The organism is Dyella acidiphila (assembly GCF_014863405.1).
Lineage (GTDB): Bacteria > Pseudomonadota > Gammaproteobacteria > Xanthomonadales > Rhodanobacteraceae > Dyella_B > Dyella_B acidiphila.
Genome location: NZ_JACZZA010000009.1, coordinates 1 through 14,507, shown reverse-complemented (window position 1 = coordinate 14,507; position 14,507 = coordinate 1). Strand labels below are relative to the sequence as shown.

General features: G+C 61.9%; 28 protein-coding genes. All 28 read right to left on the bottom strand.

Annotated features, from left to right (window positions below):
- Positions 1–112: 112 nt before the first annotated feature.
- Complete coding sequence (gene rplQ, locus IGX34_RS14555) at positions 113–499, bottom strand: 50S ribosomal protein L17 (protein WP_192556450.1); 387 nt, start codon at positions 497–499, stop codon at positions 113–115.
- A 203-nt stretch (positions 500–702) separates the two neighbouring features.
- The gene (locus tag IGX34_RS14550) at positions 703–1,701 is read right to left on the bottom strand and encodes a DNA-directed RNA polymerase subunit alpha (RefSeq protein ID WP_192556449.1); all 999 of its coding nucleotides are present in this window, start codon (positions 1,699–1,701) and stop codon (positions 703–705) included.
- 16 nt (positions 1,702–1,717) lie between these two features.
- Positions 1,718–2,344, bottom strand: coding sequence for a 30S ribosomal protein S4 (gene rpsD / locus IGX34_RS14545; RefSeq protein ID WP_192556448.1), 627 nt, complete (start codon positions 2,342–2,344; stop codon positions 1,718–1,720).
- 11 nt (positions 2,345–2,355) lie between these two features.
- Positions 2,356–2,742: a 30S ribosomal protein S11 gene (rpsK, locus tag IGX34_RS14540; protein ID WP_115477094.1), complete on the bottom strand. Its 387-nt coding sequence runs from the start codon at positions 2,740–2,742 to the stop codon at positions 2,356–2,358.
- A gap of 33 nt (positions 2,743–2,775) precedes the next feature.
- Positions 2,776–3,132, bottom strand: a complete 357-nt coding sequence (gene rpsM, locus IGX34_RS14535) for a 30S ribosomal protein S13 (RefSeq protein WP_192556447.1) — start codon at positions 3,130–3,132, stop codon at positions 2,776–2,778.
- 118 nt (positions 3,133–3,250) lie between these two features.
- Positions 3,251–4,573: a preprotein translocase subunit SecY gene (gene secY / locus IGX34_RS14530; protein ID WP_192556446.1), complete on the bottom strand. Its 1,323-nt coding sequence runs from the start codon at positions 4,571–4,573 to the stop codon at positions 3,251–3,253.
- 6 nt (positions 4,574–4,579) lie between these two features.
- A complete protein-coding gene (gene rplO, locus IGX34_RS14525) occupies positions 4,580–5,011 on the bottom strand; it encodes a 50S ribosomal protein L15 (protein WP_192556445.1) in 432 nt (143 codons plus the stop codon).
- Positions 5,012–5,016: 5 nt separating this feature from the next.
- On the bottom strand, positions 5,017–5,205 hold the full coding sequence (gene rpmD, locus IGX34_RS14520) for a 50S ribosomal protein L30 (RefSeq protein WP_026635849.1): 189 nt from the start codon (positions 5,203–5,205) through the stop codon (positions 5,017–5,019).
- The gene (gene rpsE, locus IGX34_RS14515; protein WP_188799883.1) at positions 5,198–5,707 is read right to left on the bottom strand and encodes a 30S ribosomal protein S5; all 510 of its coding nucleotides are present in this window, start codon (positions 5,705–5,707) and stop codon (positions 5,198–5,200) included. Before rpsE ends, rpmD begins: the two co-directional genes overlap by 8 nt.
- A 78-nt stretch (positions 5,708–5,785) precedes the next feature.
- Entirely contained in the window at positions 5,786–6,145 is a 360-nt protein-coding gene (gene rplR, locus IGX34_RS14510; protein ID WP_192556444.1) for a 50S ribosomal protein L18, read from the bottom strand.
- An 86-nt stretch (positions 6,146–6,231) separates the two neighbouring features.
- Positions 6,232–6,759: a 50S ribosomal protein L6 gene (rplF, locus tag IGX34_RS14505; RefSeq protein WP_192556443.1), complete on the bottom strand. Its 528-nt coding sequence runs from the start codon at positions 6,757–6,759 to the stop codon at positions 6,232–6,234.
- Positions 6,760–6,769: 10 nt separating this feature from the next.
- Positions 6,770–7,165 carry a 30S ribosomal protein S8 gene (gene rpsH / locus IGX34_RS14500; RefSeq protein ID WP_192556442.1) on the bottom strand — a complete coding sequence of 132 codons (396 nt, stop codon included), beginning with the start codon at positions 7,163–7,165 and terminating at the stop codon, positions 6,770–6,772.
- 224 nt (positions 7,166–7,389) lie between these two features.
- Positions 7,390–7,695 (bottom strand): 30S ribosomal protein S14, encoded by a 306-nt coding sequence (gene rpsN / locus IGX34_RS14495; protein ID WP_192556441.1) that lies wholly within the window; start codon positions 7,693–7,695, stop codon positions 7,390–7,392.
- Between the two features lie 17 nt (positions 7,696–7,712).
- Entirely contained in the window at positions 7,713–8,252 is a 540-nt protein-coding gene (gene rplE, locus IGX34_RS14490; RefSeq protein WP_192556440.1) for a 50S ribosomal protein L5, read from the bottom strand.
- 12 nt (positions 8,253–8,264) lie between these two features.
- Positions 8,265–8,579, bottom strand: coding sequence for a 50S ribosomal protein L24 (gene rplX / locus IGX34_RS14485; RefSeq protein WP_192556439.1), 315 nt, complete (start codon positions 8,577–8,579; stop codon positions 8,265–8,267).
- Positions 8,580–8,593: 14 nt separating this feature from the next.
- Positions 8,594–8,962, bottom strand: a complete 369-nt coding sequence (gene rplN, locus IGX34_RS14480) for a 50S ribosomal protein L14 (RefSeq protein WP_115477106.1) — start codon at positions 8,960–8,962, stop codon at positions 8,594–8,596.
- Between the two features lie 15 nt (positions 8,963–8,977).
- The gene (gene rpsQ / locus IGX34_RS14475) at positions 8,978–9,238 is read right to left on the bottom strand and encodes a 30S ribosomal protein S17 (RefSeq protein WP_192556438.1); all 261 of its coding nucleotides are present in this window, start codon (positions 9,236–9,238) and stop codon (positions 8,978–8,980) included.
- A gap of 12 nt (positions 9,239–9,250) precedes the next feature.
- Entirely contained in the window at positions 9,251–9,436 is a 186-nt protein-coding gene (gene rpmC, locus IGX34_RS14470; RefSeq protein WP_128899626.1) for a 50S ribosomal protein L29, read from the bottom strand.
- On the bottom strand, positions 9,436–9,849 hold the full coding sequence (gene rplP / locus IGX34_RS14465) for a 50S ribosomal protein L16 (RefSeq protein ID WP_115477109.1): 414 nt from the start codon (positions 9,847–9,849) through the stop codon (positions 9,436–9,438). The genes rpmC and rplP overlap by 1 nt, the downstream gene beginning before the upstream one ends.
- A gap of 11 nt (positions 9,850–9,860) precedes the next feature.
- Positions 9,861–10,622: a 30S ribosomal protein S3 gene (rpsC, locus tag IGX34_RS14460; protein ID WP_192556437.1), complete on the bottom strand. Its 762-nt coding sequence runs from the start codon at positions 10,620–10,622 to the stop codon at positions 9,861–9,863.
- Between the two features lie 13 nt (positions 10,623–10,635).
- A complete protein-coding gene (rplV, locus tag IGX34_RS14455) occupies positions 10,636–10,971 on the bottom strand; it encodes a 50S ribosomal protein L22 (RefSeq protein WP_192556436.1) in 336 nt (111 codons plus the stop codon).
- Positions 10,971–11,243, bottom strand: coding sequence for a 30S ribosomal protein S19 (gene rpsS / locus IGX34_RS14450; protein ID WP_115477112.1), 273 nt, complete (start codon positions 11,241–11,243; stop codon positions 10,971–10,973). Before rpsS ends, rplV begins: the two co-directional genes overlap by 1 nt.
- A 12-nt stretch (positions 11,244–11,255) precedes the next feature.
- On the bottom strand, positions 11,256–12,077 hold the full coding sequence (rplB, locus tag IGX34_RS14445; RefSeq protein ID WP_192556435.1) for a 50S ribosomal protein L2: 822 nt from the start codon (positions 12,075–12,077) through the stop codon (positions 11,256–11,258).
- A 17-nt stretch (positions 12,078–12,094) separates the two neighbouring features.
- Positions 12,095–12,388 (bottom strand): 50S ribosomal protein L23, encoded by a 294-nt coding sequence (gene rplW, locus IGX34_RS14440; RefSeq protein ID WP_192556434.1) that lies wholly within the window; start codon positions 12,386–12,388, stop codon positions 12,095–12,097.
- Positions 12,385–12,987: a 50S ribosomal protein L4 gene (gene rplD, locus IGX34_RS14435; protein WP_192556433.1), complete on the bottom strand. Its 603-nt coding sequence runs from the start codon at positions 12,985–12,987 to the stop codon at positions 12,385–12,387. Before rplD ends, rplW begins: the two co-directional genes overlap by 4 nt.
- An 11-nt stretch (positions 12,988–12,998) precedes the next feature.
- A complete protein-coding gene (rplC, locus tag IGX34_RS14430) occupies positions 12,999–13,640 on the bottom strand; it encodes a 50S ribosomal protein L3 (protein WP_192556432.1) in 642 nt (213 codons plus the stop codon).
- 20 nt (positions 13,641–13,660) lie between these two features.
- Positions 13,661–13,972: a 30S ribosomal protein S10 gene (gene rpsJ, locus IGX34_RS14425; protein WP_014402136.1), complete on the bottom strand. Its 312-nt coding sequence runs from the start codon at positions 13,970–13,972 to the stop codon at positions 13,661–13,663.
- A gap of 396 nt (positions 13,973–14,368) precedes the next feature.
- Positions 14,369–14,507: EF-Tu C-terminal domain-related protein (locus IGX34_RS14420; protein ID WP_486599026.1), on the bottom strand; the 139-nt coding region annotated here is incomplete at its 5' end.

The window sequence follows — 14,507 nt, the reverse complement described above, 5'->3', positions numbered from 1 at the left end:
CTCGCCGGGGCGCTGTCAGCTGCCGTGCGTGGCGTTCCGGAAAAGCAAAACCCCGGCAGGTTGCCCGGCCGGGGTTTTGGCATTTGGACGTCCAGATCGCGCCGGGCGCGGCTTACTCGGCGTCGACCGCCTCGGTGGTGCGCGGACGGTCAACCAGTTCGACATACGCCATCGGCGCATTGTCGCCCGGGCGGAAGCCGCACTTGAGGATGCGCAGGTAGCCGCCGGGACGCTCGCGGTAACGCGGGCCCAGTTCCACGAACAGCTTGCCCACGGCCTGCTTGTCGCGCAGACGCGCGAAGGCGAGGCGGCGGTTGGCAACGCCATCGGTCTTGGCCAGGGTGATCAGCGGCTCGGCCACGCGGCGCAGTTCCTTCGCCTTGGGCAGGGTCGTGCGGATCAGCTCGTGCTTGATCAGCGACGCGGCCATGTTCTTGAACATCGCTTCGCGATGACTGCTGGTACGGTTGAGCTTACGCCCGGATTTCATATGACGCATGATGAGACTCTCTTGTCTGTTGTTATGAAAAACCGGTCCTTATGGCCGGCTTCCCGCGGGTTTCCCGCTATCGAAGCCCTTGCTGAAACGGGCTCTTATAAGAGTGCGGCCAGGCATGGCCGCATTTAACCAACACGGCGATCAAAGGTGATCGCCTCACAAACCAACAGCCGCAGTCGATGTTCGACTGCGGCTGCGGTAGATCAGCCCAGCTGCATGCCGTGCGAGAGGCCCGGCGGCGGCCAGTTTTCCAGCTTCATGCCCAGGGCGAGACCACGCACGCCGAGGACATCCTTGATTTCCGTGAGCGACTTCTTGCCGAGGTTCGGCGTCTTCAGCAGCTCCACTTCGGTCTTCTGCACCAGATCGCCGATGTAGTAGATGCTCTCGGCCTTCAGGCAGTTTGCCGAACGCACGGTGAGCTCCAGATCGTCGATCGGACGCAGCAGCAGCGGATCGAAACCGCCCTTCTCCGCCTTGTCCGTGGCGCTTTCGCGGCGCGAGAAGTCACCGAACACCGACAGCTGGTCGTTGAGGATTTCAGCGGCCTTGCGAACCGCGTCTTCCGCACCGATGGTGCCGTTGGTCTCGATGTCGAGCACGAGCTTATCGAGGTTGGTGCGCTGCTCGACACGAGCCGCGTCCACTTCGTAAGCCACGCGCAGCACCGGCGCAAACGAGGCATCGAGCTGCAGGCGACCGATCGGACGCGCTTCGTCGTCCGGGTGCTGGCGCAGGCTGGCCGGCTGGTAGCCGACGCCCCGACGCACCTTCAGGCGCATGTTCAGCGCGATGTCCTTGGTCAGGTGGCAGATCACGTGTTCCGGATTGATGATCTCCACCGTGTGATCCACGGTAATGTCACCCGCGGTCACTACGCCCTTGCCCTTTTTGGACAAGGTCAGGGTGACTTCATCACCCGTGTGCTGACGAATGGCCACTTCCTTGAGGTTCAGCAGGACTTCGATCACGTCCTCCTGCAGACCTTCCAGCGTGGTGTATTCGTGCAGCACGCCATCGATTTCCACCTCGACAATGGCACTGCCAGGGATCGAGGAAAGCAGCACGCGGCGCAGCGCATTGCCCAGGGTGTGACCAAAACCACGTTCAAGCGGCTCCACCACGACCTTGGCGCGATTCGGTCCGAGCTGCTCGACGCTGAGGCCGCGAGGCCGCAGCACGCTAGTTGACGAAACTGCCATGCAGGGCTCCGGTTGATTACTTCGAGTAAAGCTCGACGATCAGCGCTTCGTTGATGTCGGTCGGCAGGTCTGCACGATCCGGCACCGACTTGAACGTGCCGGCGAACTTCTTGCTATCCACTTCCACCCACTGCGGGCGCAGATCCATGGTGTCGAACACGGTGCCGGCTTCCTGCACGCGCAACTGATTGCGCGCACGCTCGCTCACCGCGATCTCGTCACCCGGGCGAACCTGGTAGGACGGGATGTTGACCTTCTTGCCATTGACCAGCACGGCCTTGTGCGAGACCAGCTGACGGGCCTGGGCGCGGGTGACCGCGAAACCCATGCGATAGACGACATTGTCCAGACGGCATTCGAGCAGGCGCAGCAGGTTTTCACCGGTGTTGCCCTTGAGGGTCGACGCCTTGGTGTAGTAGTTGCTGAACTGACGCTCGAGCACACCGTAAATGCGCTTGACCTTCTGCTTCTCACGCAGCTGCACGGCATAGTCGGACAAGCGAGCGCGCTTGTTGGCGCCATGCTGGCCGGGCTTGTTCTCCAGTTTGCACTTGGAGTCGAGGGCGCGCGCCGGGCTCTTCAGGCTCAGGTCCGAACCTTCACGACGCGCGAGTTTGCAGGTAGCTCCACGATAACGTGCCATGGTTGTGCTCCTTAGACGCGACGCTTCTTGGGGGGACGGCAGCCGTTATGCGGAATCGGCGTGACATCGATAATGTTCAGAACCTTGTAGCCGAGGGCGTTCAGCGAACGCACCGCCGACTCGCGGCCCGGGCCGGGGCCCTTGATCCGCACTTCCACCGTCTTCACACCGTAGTCGCCTGCAGCACGGCCGGCCTTTTCGGCGGCAACCTGGGCAGCGAACGGGGTCGACTTGCGCGAACCGCGGAAGCCCGCGCCGCCGGCAGTGGCCCACGACAGCGCGTTGCCCTGGCGGTCGGTGATGGTGACGATGGTGTTGTTGAAGGATGCCTGCACGTGGGCCACCGCATCGGTGACTACGCGCTTGACTTTCTTCTTGGTCTTAACTGGCTTTGCCATGTTCGGAATCCAAATCTCTTAGTAAGCGACCAATTACTTCTTGATCGCGCGGCGCGGACCCTTGCGGGTACGGGCGTTGGTACGCGTGCGCTGGCCGCGCACCGGCAGGCCGCGGCGGTGACGCAGACCGCGGTAGCAACCCAGGTCCATCAAACGCTTGATGGCCATACCGACTTCGCGGCGCAGGTCACCTTCCACCACATACTTGGCGATCTCGTGGCGGATCTTCTCCACCTCGCCTTCGCTGAGCGACTTGATCTGCACGTTCGGGCTCACGCCCGCCGCTTCGCAGACCTTCTTGGCCCGGCTGCGGCCGATGCCAAAGATGCTCTGCAGGCCAACCCAGACATGCTTCTGGACCGGCAAATTGACACCCGCAATGCGCGCCATGATGTACTTTCTCCGATGCTTTCTTGCGCGGTAAACGCGCAATTCTAACCTTAATCAAACTGTCAGGAAAGCCCTGCGGCAGCCGCCGCCCTCTTTCCACCCTAGCCCACCTGCAGCCTCAGCCGCGGCGCAGATTGGCCTTTTTAAGCAAACCTTCGTACTGGTGACTCACCAGATGCGCCTGCACCTGTGCCGTGAAGTCCATTACCACTACCACCACGATCAGCAGCGAGGTGCCGCCGAAGTAGAACGGAACATGCCAGGCGTTCTGCATGAACGTTGGTACCAGACAGACCAGCACGAGGTAGAGGGCACCCACGCCAGTCAGACGGGTCATCACGGAATCGATGTAGTCAGCGGTGGAGCGACCCGGGCGGATACCCGGAATCAGCGCGCCAGACCGCTTGAGGTTGTCGGCCGTGTCCTGCGAGTTGAACACGATCGCCGTATAGAAGAAGGCGAAGGTGATCACCAGCACTGCATAAACGATGTCGTAGAGCGGCTCGCCCGGCGTCAGCACCTGGATCAGGTCCTGCAGCCAGCGCGACTGGTGGCTGGCATTGCCCCAGGTCGCCGCCATCGCCGGGAACATCAGGATACTGTTCGCGAAGATCGGCGGAATAACGCCCGACATATTGATCTTGAGCGGCAGATGCGAGGTCTGGTTCATATAGGAACGCTGACCACCCGACCGCCGTGCGTAATTCACGGTGATGCGCCGCTGCGCACGCTCCATGAACACCACGAAGGCCGTCACCGCGAGCACCAGCGCCACCACCATGACCAGCTTGATCGTGCTCAGCTCGCCATTGCCGGACATCGACAGCGTATGCGCTACCGCACCCGGCAGGCCCGCGACGATACCGGCGAAGATCAACAGCGAAATGCCGTTGCCGATGCCGCGCTCGGTCATCTGCTCGCCCAGCCACATCAGGAACATGGAGCCGGCCGTCAGACCCACCACCGAGGACAGCACGAAGCCGAACCCGGGCATGTACACCACCGGCATGCCGCCACTGGACTGCTTCATCAGCGCCATGGCGATACCGAAGGCCTGGAAGGCCGACAGGCCGACCGTGCCGATGCGGGTATACGTGGTCAGCTGACGCTGGCCGGACTGCCCTTCCTTACGCAGCGCCTGCAGGCTCGGGATCACGGAGCCCATCATCTGCACCACGATGGATGCCGAGATGTAGGGCACCACGCCCAGCGCAAACACTGAAAAACGTCCCAGCGAACCGCCCGAGAACATGTTGAACATGTCCAGCAGACCGCCGCTCTGGCCAATCAGATTGGCCATCGCGTCCGGGTTCACGCCCGGCACCGGGATGAACGAGCCGAGGCGGTACACGATCAACGCACCGATCACGAAGAAGATGCGCTGACGCAGCTCGGTCAATTTACCGAGCGATCCGACCGATGTGCCCTTGGCTGCGGCCACGTGTGATTACTCCACGCTGCCGCCGGCAGCTTCGATGGCTGCCTTGGCGCCGGCCGTAGCCAGCAGACCCGACAGCTTCACCGAACGACCGATTTCGCCCTTGGCGACGACCTTGACCTTCTTGGCGCGGCTGTCGATCAGGCCGGCCTGGTGCAGCACGACCGCATCGATCACGTCCGCCTTCAGGTTGGCCAGCTGATACAGGAACACTTCCTGGCTCTCGGCCTTCTTCTTGGAGCGGAAGCCGACCTTCGGCAGGCGGCGCTGCAGCGGCATCTGGCCGCCTTCGAAACCGAACTTGTGGGTGCCGCCGGCGCGGGCATGCTGACCCTTGTGGCCGCGGCCGGCAGTCTTGCCCAGGCCCGAGCCGATACCGCGGCCGACGCGCAGGCGCGTCTTGCGCGAACCAGCAGCCGGCTTGATGTCGTTAAGACGCATGATGCTTACTCCTCAACCCGCACGAGGTAATAGACCGTGTTGATCAGACCACGCACTTGCGGGCTGTCCTTCAATTCACGGACGTCGTTGAGCTTGTTCAGGCCGAGCGCCTTGACGCTCAGGCGATGACGGCTCTGTACACCGCGCAGACCCTTGACCAGGCGGACGCGGACGGTCTTTTCGTTGTTAGCCATTGCCCAGCACCTCTTCCACGGTCTTGCCACGCTTGGCAGCGATCTGCTTCGGCGAGGCAATGGCCTGCAGGCCCTTGATGGTGGCGCGCACCAGGTTGATCGGATTGCGCGAACCGACGGCCTTGGCCAGCACGTTCTTCACACCGACCACTTCCAGCACGGCGCGCATGGCACCGCCGGCGATCACGCCGGTACCTTCGGAAGCCGGCTGCATGAACACGCGGGCTGCGCCGTGGTTGGCCTTGATGGCGTACCACAGGGTGCCGTTGTTCAGATCGATGTTCACCATGTTGCGGCGGGCACGGTCCATGGCCTTGGAGATGGCGACCGGCACTTCACGCGCCTTGCCATAGCCGAAACCGACCTTGCCTTCGCCGTCGCCGACCACGGTCAGCGCGGTGAAGCTCATCTGGCGGCCGCCCTTGACGGTCTTGGCCACGCGGTTGACGGCGATCAGCTTCTCGAGCAGGCCGTCTGAATTTTCACGATCAGTCGAAGACATATCTTTTTCCGTATGCCCGAACCATCCGGGACTTTTACTTGCGGCGGAGCCGCTTGGAGTTGTTGTAGTACTGCTTGATTAGAACTTCAGGCCGGCTTCGCGGGCAGCGTCAGCCAGTGCCTTGATACGGCCGTGGTAGCGGAAACCGGAGCGATCGAACGCAACGGCTTCGATACCGGCAGCCTTGGCGCGCTCGGCAATCGCCTTGCCGACAGCCGCAGCAGCGGTCAGGTTCTTGGTGCCCTTCAGGCTTTCGGCAACCGACTTCTGCACGGTCGAGGCGGCCGCTACCACCTTCTCGCCGGAGGCGTCGAACACCTGGGCGTAGAGATGCTGGCCGGTGCGATGCACCGACAGGCGGGCCACCGCAAGCTTGCGGATGTGGGCGCGCGTGGACTTGGCGCGGCGCAGACGAGCTTCATTCTTGTTCATAGTCATATTCCTCGGAAACGGATCGGCTCTCGACGTTGGATCTTCTGCAGAATCCGGCCATGACTGGCCGGCTTCATCGCGGAGGATTCGCCTTAGGCCTTCTTGGCTTCCTTCAGGGTGATCTTCTCGCCGGCATAGCGCACGCCCTTGCCCTTATAGGGTTCCGGCGGACGATAGCCACGGATCTTGGCGGCAACCTCGCCCACCACCTGCTTGTCCGAACCCTTGATCAGGATTTCGGTCTGCGTGGGGGTTTCGAGGGTGATCCCTTCCGGCGCATTGAAGACGACCGGGTGGGAGAAGCCGAGGCTGAGGTTCAGCGCCTTGCCGGTCATCGAAGCGCGATAACCCACGCCGACCAGTTCCAGCTTGCGCTCATAGCCTTCCGACACGCCCTTGATCATGTTGGCCAGCAGCGCGCGAGCGGTGCCGCCGAACTTGTCATCCGTGCCTTCGGCAACCTGGATGTTGATCGTGCCGTTGTCGTTGACCACCGTCACGCCCGGCAGGGCATGCACGGACAAAGTGCCCTTCGGGCCCTTCACGGCGACGCTGTCGTCCGAGATCTTGAGCTCGACGCCCTTCGGCAGGGAAATGGGTTTCTTGGCAACACGGGACATCGGAGGCTCCTTACGCGACCAGGCCGATGACTTCGCCGCCCACGCCCTTGGCACGGGCCTGCGCATCGGTCAGCAGACCGTTGGAAGTCGAGATAATCGAAATACCCAGGCCGCCGAGCACCTTCGGCAGGTCGCCCTTGCCACGGTACACGCGCAGACCCGAGCGGCTGACGCGCTCGATGCGCTCGATGGCCGGACGGCCTTCGAAATACTTGAGCTTGATCTCGAGCACCGGTTTGCCCTCCTGGGTGGAGGACTTGGCGTCGAGGATGTAGCCCTCGTTCTTGAGAAGGTTGGCCAGTGCCACCTTCAGCTTCGACGACGGCACGCTGACAGCCTGCTTGCCCGTAGCCTGGGCATTGCGGATGCGCGTAAACAGATCGGCGATGGGATCAGTCATGCTCATGAAAACTTCCTTCAGAGTGCACCGATATCCGATAAAACCGGAAATCAATTCTAGATTGTGAGCCGGCACGAACGCCGACCTGCGGTATGCAGACCGTCGATCATAACAGCATTTTTCGGTTTTTGCGAATACCGATGCTTCAAAGTCGCATCGACGGCAGCGTGTCACCACGCCGCCGGGTCTGGCTGCCCTGCCCACCCGGGGCCGGGCAACCGTTAAAACATTTACCAGCTGGCCTTGCGCAGGCCGGGCACGTCACCACGCATGGTGGCTTCGCGCAGCTTGTTACGGCCCAGGCCGAACTTGCGGTACACGCCACGGGGACGACCGGACAGCTCGCAGCGGTTGCGCTGGCGGCTCGGGCTGGCATCGCGCGGCAGCTTCTGCAGCTTGGCCTGCGCGTCCATCTTTTCCTCGTAGGAGGACTTCGGGTTCAGCACGATCGCCTTCAGTTCGGCGCGCTTGGCGGCGTACTTCTTGACGAGCTTGGTCCGCTTGATGTCGCGGTTAACCATGGAGGTCTTTGCCATAAATCTCTCGCGATCTCTTAGTTGCGGAACGGGAAGCTGAAGGCTTCCAGCAGCGCCTTGGCTTCTTCGTCGGTCTTGGCGGTGGTGGTGATGGAGATATCCATACCGCGCACGGCGTCAATGGCGTCGAAGTCGATTTCCGGGAAGATGATCTGTTCCTTGACGCCGAAGTTGTAGTTGCCACGGCCGTCGAAGGCGCGACCCGACACGCCGCGGAAGTCGCGGACGCGGGGCAGCGAGATGTTGATCAGGCGATCCAGGAATTCCCACATGTTCGCGCGGCGCAAGGTGACCTTGCAGCCGATCGGCCAGCCGTCGCGGATCTTGAACGAGGCCACGGACACGCGCGCCTTGGTCGTAATCGGCTTCTGGCCGGCGATCTTGGCCATATCGGCCACGGCGTTCTCGAGCACTTTCTTGTTGCCCGCAGCTTCGCCCACGCCCATGTTCAGCGTGATCTTGGTGATGCGGGGAACCTGCATCACGTTCTGGTAACCAAAACGCTCGGTGAGCTTCTGGATGACCTGTTCTTTGTAAAAGTTTTCAAGGCGCGTCATGACTTGTGTTCCTTACGCGTCCACGACCTCGCCGGACGAACGGAACACGCGGACCTTGCGCCCATCACTGAGCGTCTTGGCACCAACGCGTTCACCCTTGTTCGTGGCGGGGTTGAACAGCTGCACATTGGAGATATGGATCGAAGCTTCACGCTCGACGATGCCACCGGCCTGGTTGGCCTGCGGATTCGGCTTGGTGTGACGCTTGACCAGGTTGACGTTGGAGACGAACACGCGATCGCCCTCAACGCGCAGCACGTCGCCGCGCTGACCTTTATTTTTGCCGGTGATCACGAGGACCTGATCACCTTTGCGGATACGGTTCATAGTTCTTCTCCGCCTCAGAGCACTTCGGGTGCGAGCGAGACGATCTTCATGAACTTCTCGCCGCGCAGCTCACGAGTCACGGGCCCGAAGATACGGGTGCCGATCGGCTCGAGCTTGTTGTTAAGGAGTACGGCCGCGTTACCGTCGAAACGGATCAGCGAACCATCGGCGCGGCGTACGCCCTTGGCGGTGCGAACCACCACGGCGTTGTACACCTCACCCTTCTTCACCTTGCCACGCGGAATGGCATCCTTCACGGTGACTTTGATCACGTCACCGATCGCGGCGTAACGGCGCTTGGAGCCGCCGAGCACCTTGATGCACATCAGTTCCTTGGCGCCGCTGTTGTCGGCGGCGGAAAGCGTGCTTTGCATCTGGATCATGTCTGCACCCTCCCCTTACGCTTCGGCGCGCGTGACGATTTCGACCACGCGGTGATGTTTGGTTTTGGACAGCGGACGGCATTCCGCGATGCGGACCACGTCGCCCTCGTTCGCGCCCAGGTCGTTCTGCGCGTGGAGCTTGGTGGAACGGCGCACGATCTTGCCCAGCAGCGGATGCTGCACCTGGCGCTCGATCAGCACGGTAACCGTCTTTTCCATCTTGTTACTGATAACGCGACCCTCGAGGGTGCGTACCTGCTTGTTGTTGTCGCTCATCTCGGCCGCCTCTTACTTCTTGCCGCCGAGCACGAACTTCGTGCGGGCGATATCGCGCCGGACGCGGCGCAGCTGATGCGGCTGGTTGAGCTGGCCGGTACCCTTCTGCATGCGCAGATTGAACTGCTCCTTGCGCAGGTCCAACAGATGCTGCTTCAACTCTTCGGCCGACTTGGTCGTTAGGTCTTTGATGGCCATCACATCACCGCCCTGGATACAAACTGGGTCTGCACCGACAACTTGGCGGCGGCCAGGCGGAACGCCTCGCGCGCGGTGGCCTCGTCGACACCCTCGATTTCATAAAGCATGCGGCCCGGCTGGATCGGTGCGACCCAGTACTCCACGCCACCCTTACCGGCGCCCATTCGGACTTCGATCGGCTTCTTGGTGATCGGCTTGTCCGGGAACACGCGGATCCACAGCTTGCCGCCACGCTTCACGAAACGCGTGATGCAACGACGAGCCGCTTCGATCTGACGCGCGGTGAGTGCACCGTGCGTGGTGGCCTTGAGGCCGTACTCGCCAAAGCTGACGAGGTTGGCGCTGAAGGCCAGGCCGTCATTGCGGCCCTTGAACTGCTTGCGGTATTTGGTTCGCTTGGGTTGCAACATGGCAACTCTCCTTACTTGGTCCGCTCGCGGCGGCCTTCGCCACCATCGCGATCACGACGACCTTCACGACGGCCTTCGCCACCCTCGCGCTCGCGGCGCGGCTGCGCGGACTGCTCTTCCTTCGGCTCCTGGCCGACCTGGGACAAGTCGAAGATTTCGCCCTTGTAGATCCAGACCTTGATGCCAATGATGCCGTACTGGGTCTTCGCTTCGGCGGTGCCGTAGTCGATGTCCGCACGCAGGGTATGCAGCGGCACGCGACCTTCGCGGCTCCACTCGGAACGAGCGATTTCGGCGCCGTTCAAACGACCGGACACGTTGATCTTGATACCCAGGGCGCCCAGGCGCATCGCATTGCCCACGGCGCGCTTCATCGCACGACGGAACATGATGCGGCGCTCGAGCTGCTGAGCGATCGACTCGGCCACCAGCTGGGCATCGATCTCGGGCTTGCGCACTTCGTTGACGTTGATGTGCGCCGGAACGCCCATCATCGTGCTGACTTCCTTGCGCAGCTTCTCGATGTCCTCGCCCTTCTTGCCGATCACCACGCCCGGACGGGCGGTGTAGATCGTCACGCGAGCGGTCTTGGCCGGGCGCTCGATCTGGATCTTCGAGATACCGGCGGCAGCCAGCTTCTTGCGCAGCATCTCGCGGACCTTCAGGTCGGCGGCGAGGTACTGGGCATATTCGCCCTTGTTGGCGTACCACTTCGAGTTCCAGTCCTTGGCAATGCCGAGGCGGATACCGGTGGGATGAACTTTATGACCCATCGTCTACGTCCTCTCAGTTACCAACGACCACAGTGATGTGGCTGGTGCGCTTCAGGATGCGGGAACCGCGGCCTTTGGCGCGGGCGTACATGCGCTTCATCGCCGGACCTTCGTCGACGAAGATCTTGGAGACCTTCAGTTCGTCGACGTCAGCGCCGAGGTTGTTCTCGGCGTTGGCAACGGCCGACAGCAGCACTTTACGAACCATGTGCGCCGCCTTCTTGTTGGTGAACTGGAGCACGTCGCTGGCTCGGCCCACGGGCATGCCGCGAACCAGGTCAGCCACCAGGCGTGCCTTCTGCGCTGAAATGCGAGCGCTGCGCAGGATCGCTTTGGCTTCGGTGCTCATCACTTGCCCTTCTTATCGCCGCCATGGCCCTTGAAAGTACGCGTCACCGCAAACTCGCCGAGCTTGTGCCCGACCATGTTTTCGTTGACGAGCACCGGCACGTGCTGGCGACCGTTGTGGATGGCGATGGTCAATCCCACCATTTCCGGCAGGATCATGGAGCGACGCGACCAGGTCTTGATCGGGCGCTTGGAGTTGGTGGAAACCGCAGCTTCCACCTTCTTCACGAGGTGAAGGTCGACGAACGGACCTTTCTTCAATGAACGCGGCATGACGGTTTCCTATTACTTGCGACGACGCACGATGAACTGCTGCGTGCGCTTGTTGTTACGGGTCTTGTAGCCCTTGGTCGGCGTGCCCCACGGGCTGACCGGATGACGGCCGCCGGAGGTACGGCCTTCACCACCGCCGTGCGGATGGTCGACCGGGTTCATCACCACACCGCGGACGGTCGGGCGGATGCCCTTCCAGCGGGTGGCGCCGGCCTTGCCCAGCTTGCGCAGGCTGTGCTCGGAATTGCCCACTTCACCGATGGTGGCGCGGCAATCGACCGGCACGCGGCGCATTTCGCCGGAGCGCAGACGCAGGGTGGCATAACCGGATTCGCGGGCGATCAGCTGCACCGAGGCGCCGGCCGAACGCGCAATCTGCGCACCCTTGCCGGGCTTCATTTCCACGCAATGCACCGTCGAACCGACCGGGATATTGCGCAGCGGCAGGCTGTTGCCGACCTTGATCGGAGCATCGTGACCCGAGACCACGCGATCACCCACCGCCACGCCGGCCGGCGCGATGATGTAGCGGCGCTCGCCGTCGGCGTAGCACAGCAGCGCGATGTGCGCGGTGCGGTTCGGATCGTATTCCAGACGCTCGACCTTGGCGGCAATGCCTTCCTTGTCGCGCTTGAAATCGATGATGCGGTAAGCCTGCTTGTGACCGCCGCCGCGATGACGCGTGGTGATGCGACCAAAATGGTTGCGACCGCCCGTCTTCGACTGGCTTTCGGTCAGCGGCGCGTAGGGAGCGCCCTTATGCAGCCCCTCGGTGCGGACGCTGACGGCGTCGCGACGACCCGGCGAGGTTGGCTTGTGATTAATTAGTGCCATCTGTCAGAACTCCTGGCTCAGGCCTTCGCCGCCACGTCGATCGTCTGGCCTTCGGCGAGACGGACGTAAGCCTTGCGCTTGCCCTGGCGGCTACCCGCGCGGAAACGGAAGGACTTGACCTTGCCCTTGGCGTTGACGAGATTCACCTGCTCGACCTTTACGTCGAACATCTTCTCGACCGCCTGACGGACATCGGCCTTGGTCGCCTCGGGGGCGACCACAAACACGTACTGGTTGCTTTCGGCAAGACGGGCCGCTTTTTCGGAGATATGCGGCGCGCGCAGCGTGTTCAGAATGCGTTCGTTGCTCATGCCAGCCACTCCTCGACCTTCTTGACTGCTTCAACAGTCATGACCACATGGTCGGAGCCCACCAGGCTGACCGGATTCAGCGCCATCACGTCCAGCACATGCAGGTACGGGATGTTGCGCGAAGCCAGGTACAACGCCTCGTTGGCGTCTTCCGACACCAGCAGCACGCGACCGGAAATCTGCAGCTCGGCCAGCTTGGCGATCATCGACTTGGTCTTGGGGGCTTCGATGCCGAAGCTCTCGACCACCTTCAGACGACCCTGACGATTGAGCTCCGAAAGAATGGAGCGGATCGCCACGCGATAAGCCTTGCGGTTGACCTTCTGCTCATAGCTGCGGGGCTTGGCTGCGAACGTCACGCCACCGCCCACGAAGATCGGGGCACGGTAGTCACCGTGACGGGCGCCACCGCCCTTCTGCTTCTTGAACTTCTTGGTGGTACCGGACAGTTCGCCACGCGAAAGCTGCGCCTTGGTACCCGCGCGACCGCCCGCCTGATAGGCGACGACCACTTGGTGAATCAGGGCCTGCTTGAACTCGCCGCCGAACACATCGTCCGACACGCTGAGCGGCTTGGCGCCAATAACATTCAGTTCCATGCCGTCTCTCCTCAACCCTTGGTGGTCGGGCGAATGATGACGTCGCCACCGGTAGCACCCGGTACCGCGCCCTTCACCGCGATCAGATGACGCTCGGCGTCAACCTTGACCACTTCCAGACCCTGCGTGGTGCGGTTCACTGCACCCATGTGGCCCGACATCTTCTTGCCCGGGAACACGCGACCCGGAGTCTGACGCTGACCGATAGAACCCGGCGCGCGATGCGACAGCGAGTTACCGTGGGTAGCGTCACCCATCTTGAAGTTGTGGCGCTTGATGGTGCCCTGGAAGCCCTTACCCTTGCTGACGCCAGCGACGTCAACGATCTGGCCGACCTGGAACACTTCTTCCGCCTTGATTTCAGCGCCCACGGCGTACTTGCCGAGGTCGGCCGCATTCAAGCGGAATTCCCAGAGGCCACGACCCGGCTCAACTTTCGCCTTCGCGTAATGACCCTTCTCAGCAGCAGTCAGCAAGCTGGCGCGCTTGACGCCGGCAGCAACCTGCACTGCGCTGTAACCATCGTTATCTTCCGTCTTCACCTGCGTCACGCGGTTCGGCGTCGCTTCAATCAGCGTCACCGGAATCGAGCGTCCGTCTTCGGTGAAGAGTCGGCTCATGCCGCACTTGCGGCCAACCAGTCCGATACTCATGTTCGTATCCTGTCTATCGCTCAACCGAGCTTGATCTGAACGTCAACGCCAGCGGCGAGATCAAGCTTCATGAGCGCGTCCACGGTCTTGTCGTTGGGATCGACGATGTCCAGCACGCGCTTGTGGGTGCGGGTTTCGTACTGATCGCGAGCGTCTTTGTCGACGTGCGGCGACACCAGAATGGTGTAGCGCTCGATCTTGGTCGGCAGCGGAATCGGACCGAGAACCGTAGCGCCGGTGCGCTTGGCCGTCTCGACGATCTCGCTGGCCGAACGGTCGATCAGACGATGATCGAACGCCTTGAGCCGAATGCGAATCTTTTGGTTCGCCATAACCGTGTCCTGTTATCTAAAGAACAATTCTGTGAATCGAGGTGGCTTCTCACCGCCTCGCACAACCCTTAAGCACTGCAAGTCCTACAACGAATCTCCGGCTCGTTTTTGCCGTCCAGGAGACTCCAAAACGCCGGGCAGGCCGTATGCCGGCCTGCCCAGACATATAACGTACGCGGAAACCCTTTCAGCTACAGAGACTTAGCTCTACGACCGGGAATCCCCGCAACATCCTTGTTAGCGAATTCGAAGCACTTCCTGCGCCTCATTTCGCGGTAAGCCACACGACATGACAGTTATGTGGCGGGTTAGCTGGGCGACTATAGCGGATCTTTCGCCCTAGGACAAGCACTTGCGAGAAACCGCCTGCAAGCAGGCGGTTTCTGGTCGAGCAACTTACTTGAGGATCTTGGCGACGACGCCGGCGCCGACGGTACGGCCGCCTTCGCGGATCGCGAAACGCAGGCCTTCCTGCATCGCGATCGGAGCGATCAACGCGACCTTCATCTTCACGTTGTCACCCGGCATCACCATT